We start from the raw sequence: 5001 nt of genomic DNA on the forward strand, positions 1-5001 counted from the left end.
ACAGGTAAGGAGCCTCCCCCTTTCATCTACGGGGCTGTCACCCTCTATGGCTACTCTTTCCAGAGACCTTCGACTAGGGTTCGGTTGGTAACTCCTCGACTTATTTCAGGTTCAGTCCTACCTGTCTTACAACACCTGGTAAACATAGGCCCTGACGCCGTTAAGCTTACCAGGTTTAGGCTCTTCCCCTTTCGTTCGCCACAACTCAGGGAATAATTTCTTTTCCTCAGGGTACTGAGATGTTTCACTTCCCCTGCTTACCTCCTCCCAGCCTATGTGTTCAGCTGGGGGTGCTCAGGTTTTTCCTGAGCGGGTTGCCCCATTCGGGTATCCCCGGCTTGGCTTGTTTGGCAGCTCACCGAGGCTTATCGTAGCCGTGCTACGCCCTTCTTCGGCCCTTGATGCCAAGGCATCCACCGTGCGCTTTCACCCGCTTGACCTGCTTCAGATTTGATATTAGTCCCGCTATTCGATTGTTAATGTGCAATACACAAAAGAGAACGGCTCGGTGGTTACCCACCAAGCCGCTGCCTGGTCTCAACCACCAATCACTTCCTCTTTATGTGTCCGTCTTTATCATCAATAAAGAACCTCTTCAACCATAGATAATCTATCATATCCATTATCTATTGTCAATACCATTTTCACCAATGCTATTTTCACCCGCGCGTAGAGAAAGAACGCAGGCGTTTTCTCAATTTCTCTCCTCCGCTGTCTGACCGTCAAGATTTATTTTGGCATGGGGGTGTTGTACAATTTTGACAGGGGCACTATAATACCCTTTGCTTAAATAAATAAAGTTGGAAGGTTATGGAATTTCGTAAAATCCTGGTGCCGGTAGTCGGTACGGAAGTAGATGATGAAACAATAAAGCTGGCCTGCCAGCTGGCCAGGAAAAACAAGGGCAAAATCTGGGCGGTCTATGTCATTACCGTAAAACGCACCCTGCCTGTGGATGCCGAGATTGAGCCTGAAATCCGGAAAGCCGAGGAGATACTGGACCACGCTGAGGTTATCGCCGAGGAACAGGACTACAAGCTGGAGACAGACCTTCTTCAAGCCCGTGAGGTAGGGCCGACCATCATTGATGAAGCCGTGGAGCGTGAAGCTGACCTCATCTTGATGGGTGTTGAGTATAAGAAGCATTTCGGGCAGTTCAGTCTGGGTGATGTGGTGCCCTATGTCTTAAAAAATGCGCCCTGCCGTGTTATACTATACCATCAAAAACACCCCGAGTTGAGCGAATGAAGATAGAATGAAGATAGTAATTATGGGTTGCGGGCGTGTCGGCGCGCGGTTAGCGGCATTACTGGCCGCTGAAGAACACGCCGTTACCGTTCTGGATATTAACCCCCGCAGTTTCCGGCGGTTGCCCCCCGAGTTCAAAGGCACCGCACTGGTGGGTAACGGTATTGATGAGGAATCACTTAAAAAAGCGGGTATTGAGCAGGCCGATGCTTTTGTGGCAGTAACCCAGGGGGATAACCGCAATGTTCTGGCGGCCCAGATTGCCAAACATATTTTTAATGTGCCCAGGGTAATATGCCGTATCTATGACCCGTTACGGCAGGAGCTTTACCAGACATTAGGACTGGAAACTATCAGTCCGACCACGGTATTCGCCAATATGCTGAAAGAGAAACTGGAGAGCTAAAGGGAACGATGTACATCATAGTCGTCGGTGGCGGCCGCGTGGGCTATTATTTGACCAGAGCTTTGCTCGAAGAGGGGCATGAGGTGCTGGTGATTGAAAGAGAGACAGCTATCTGTGATGCCTTCACCGACGAAATGGGCAGCATTTGTTTTCTCGGGGATGGGTGTGAGGCTTCTACACTGGCTGAGGTCGGTACTGACCGGGCTGATATGCTCGTCGCGGTGACCGGCGACGACGAGGATAATCTGGTTGCCTGCCAGGTAGCCAAGCACAAGTTTAATGTGCCCCGTACCATTGCCCGTATCAGAAATCCCCGAAATGAAGCCCTTTTTAAGAAGCTGGGTGTTGATGTCACCATCAGCAGCACCAATATCATCCTGGAGAGTATTGAAACAGAGGTGCCCACGCACCCCATAACGCATTTAATGACGATTAGAGACAAAGGACTGGAAATCGTCGAAATAAAGATACCGCCCGAATCAGCCACCGTGGGCAAGCAGATAAAACAGCTGTCATTACCGGAGGGAGTGGTACTCTCGCTGATTATTCGCAAGGAACGTAAACCGATGGTTCCCTCAGGCACCACAATCCTTCAGGCTGAGGACCAGGTAATAGCGGTTACACCCCCTGAGCTGGAAGGAATATTGCGCTCTACCCTGAGAGACGCTTAAAAAAATCGCTCTCCTTCTCCGGTGTTCCGCGAGTCTAATCTCCTTAATTCCGTAATTCCTGTTCAGTGTTTGGGGGACTCTGTTATTCAAGGGTACTGCCAGTCCGTCATCAAGGCCGGACGCAGGGCGTTAATACAGAGTATCTGAGGCTGGAGGTCTGCTATGTTGCAAAGTAGGTTTAACCGGTACTGGATGCTGGTTACTATTCTGCTCGTGGTCATCATCGCGGTCGGTGGTAGCATAGTCTGGTTAAGATACAGTCCCGGCCGGCCTGTGGAGATTTATTTGCCCCCGGCTCAGGATGTGCAGGGTGCGATTTACATTGGCGGCAATATCAATAACCCCGGCTTCTACCCTTTTACCGGGAGCGATAGCCTGGAAAAGCTCTTACGGGCGGCTGGCGGCGCCACTGTCAATGCCAACCTGATGGCTCTCGAACTGGATATCGGCGGAGGGGGGGAAACAGGGGAGCCGCAGAAAATAGACATTAACCGGGCCGACAGCTGGCTGCTTAAAGCCCTGCCCGGCATTGGTGATACCCTGGCGCAGCGTATCGTTGACTACCGCCAGCAAAATGGGCCTTTCCTCAATATTCAGCAGTTGCTTGAGGTTGACGGCATCGGAATCACTAGCTACCAGCGGATCGAGTCGCTAATTACCGTAGCCGAGTGATTCGGCCACCGTGATGGCTTTCGAGCATAGAAAGAGGTTATACCGCTCGTGTCAGTTATCTACCTGAGTTGCGCCTGGTTGGCAGGCATCTTTTTGGGGGCAGTCTTTCTGGATGGGGAGTTCCATATTCCCCTGGCCCTGGTCTTTAGCGGGTTTATCCCTCTAACGCTGCTTCTCCTTTTCCGTCAACGTAGCCAACCATTGATTTTAGCCAGCCTTTGTCTCTTCGCTCTCCTCGGCGGCGCCTTTTATTTTCAGGCAAGGTCAGCCGGTATTGAGGAGAGCCTGCGGTACTATAACGACAATCAGGAAACGGTGGTAATCACCGGAATGGTAGACAGAGACCCCGAACCCGGCGGTAAGACCACCCATCTCTATCTTTCGGCTGAAAACATAACAGATGGGGAGGAATGGCGTGATGTCTCCGGGACTGCCCTGCTTTTTGTTCCCGTATACCCTGCCTACAGCTATGGGGATGTGCTTTCGGTGAAGGGGAAGCTGGAGACACCGCCCCGGCTCGATGAATTTGACTATCAGGGTTACCTGGCAAATCAGGGAATCTATTCCACCATGCTCTATCCGAAGATAGGGGTTGTGGCAACAGGTCAGGGTTTTCCGCCGCTGCGGTGGCTTTACTCGTTGAGGAACCGGCTATCTCAGGTTCTGACGCAAGTCTTGCCCGAGCCGCAGGCATCATTGTCGCAGGGTATTGTCCTGGGTATCCGGGGTAATATCCCTCCGGCGGTCAAAGCTGATTTCGCGCGCACCGGCGCCGCTCACCTGCTGGCTATCTCCGGCCTTCACCTCGGTATCGTGGCGGTCATCATGCTCAGTCTCGGCCATACGACTTTTCGGGAAAAGGCGCTATATCCACGTCTGGCTGGCACTGGGCGCCATCTGGTTTTACGCCTTGCTCACCGGTATGAATGCCCCGGTATTCAGGGCGGCGATTATGGTCAGTATCTTTCTCACCGCCGAGGTGCTGGGCAGGCAGCGTAGCGCTGTCACCGCGCTGGCTCTGGCGGCGGCGGTTATGGTGGGTATCGACCCGGGACTGCTCCGGGATGCCTCCTTTCAGATGAGTTTTATGGCGATGGCCGGGCTAATCTTTGTCTTCCCGCCGTTGCAGTCTCTAACCAGAAAGGCGGTCGGAAGAATAGTCGGCGAAGAGGGAGCCATTGTCCCGATAGCTAACCTCATTGCGGATAGCTTCAGCGTGACCCTGGGGGCACTGGCCGCCGTCTGGCCGCTGATTGCCTATTATTTTGGCATTGTTTCCTGGGTGGCTCCGCTGGTTACTTTCTTTGCCCTGCCGGCCCTGCCGGGTACGATTATCGGCGGCGCTCTGGCGGGAGGTCTGGGACTGGTGTTTCTGCCCGCGGCCCAGGTTGCGGGCTGGGTAGCCTGGCTATTCGCATCTTATCTGTTACTGGTGGTCAGGGTCTTTTCTATTGTCCCGCCGGTTGAAAGCGGCCCGGTTAATACGGCACTGATACTGGCGTACTACTCGGCGCTGGCCCTGGTCATCTGGTGCGGCAGCCAGAGAAAGAAACTGGCTGAGCTAATACCCGGGGCGCTTAATTCCTTTTCCGGAGTAAGATGGGTAGTTTTTCCCTTAACTGTGCTGGCGGTTCTGGTGCTGGTGGCTGCCGCTACCATGCCTGATGACAAGCTGCGTGTTAGCTTTCTCGATGTCGGGCAGGGTAACGCCATCCTGATTCAAAAAGGCAGCCAGCAGGTGCTGGTTGACGGCGGGCCGGACCCGCGGGCGATAAGCCTGGCTCTTGGGAAGGAGATGCCCTTCTGGGACAGGACAATCGACCTGGTGGTACTGACCCACCCCCATGCCGACCACCTCACCGGCCTGGTGACGGTGCTGGACAGATACCAGGTAAAGCAGGTGCTCTACCCGGATTTGGCCAGTGACTCTCCCCTCTACGATGAGTGGTTCAGTATTATTGAGGAGAAGAATATCGTCCATACTCCGGCCCGTGCCGGACAGCA

Annotated in this window: 5 protein-coding genes, 1 rRNA gene and 1 pseudogene; 6 read left to right on the forward strand and 1 reads right to left on the reverse strand. The window is 53.5% G+C overall.

Annotated elements, in window-relative coordinates; all coding sequences use genetic code 11:
- Positions 1-440 (reverse strand): 23S ribosomal RNA (locus Q8Q07_03390); the annotation flags it as partial.
- Between the two features lie 370 nt (positions 441-810).
- Here Q8Q07_03390 and Q8Q07_03395 point away from each other — a divergent pair.
- From Q8Q07_03395 to Q8Q07_03420, 6 genes and pseudogenes are all read left to right on the forward strand, one after another.
- Complete coding sequence (locus Q8Q07_03395; GenBank protein ID MDP3879336.1) at positions 811-1248, forward strand: universal stress protein; 438 nt, start codon at positions 811-813, stop codon at positions 1246-1248.
- 7 nt (positions 1249-1255) lie between these two features.
- On the forward strand, positions 1256-1654 hold the full coding sequence (locus Q8Q07_03400; GenBank protein ID MDP3879337.1) for a TrkA family potassium uptake protein: 399 nt from the start codon (positions 1256-1258) through the stop codon (positions 1652-1654).
- Positions 1655-1662: 8 nt separating this feature from the next.
- Positions 1663-2325, forward strand: coding sequence for a TrkA family potassium uptake protein (locus Q8Q07_03405; GenBank protein MDP3879338.1), 663 nt, complete (start codon positions 1663-1665; stop codon positions 2323-2325).
- Between the two features lie 162 nt (positions 2326-2487).
- The gene (locus Q8Q07_03410) at positions 2488-2997 is read left to right on the forward strand and encodes a helix-hairpin-helix domain-containing protein (GenBank protein ID MDP3879339.1); all 510 of its coding nucleotides are present in this window, start codon (positions 2488-2490) and stop codon (positions 2995-2997) included.
- Between the two features lie 48 nt (positions 2998-3045).
- Positions 3046-4471 (forward strand): annotated as a pseudogene (locus tag Q8Q07_03415) (ComEC/Rec2 family competence protein).
- 183 nt (positions 4472-4654) lie between these two features.
- Positions 4655-5001, forward strand: a 347-nt coding sequence (locus tag Q8Q07_03420; protein MDP3879340.1) for an MBL fold metallo-hydrolase, incomplete at its 3' end; no start/stop codon positions are given.

The organism is Dehalococcoidales bacterium, from assembly GCA_030698765.1.
Classification (GTDB): domain Bacteria; phylum Chloroflexota; class Dehalococcoidia; order Dehalococcoidales; family UBA2162; genus JAUYMF01.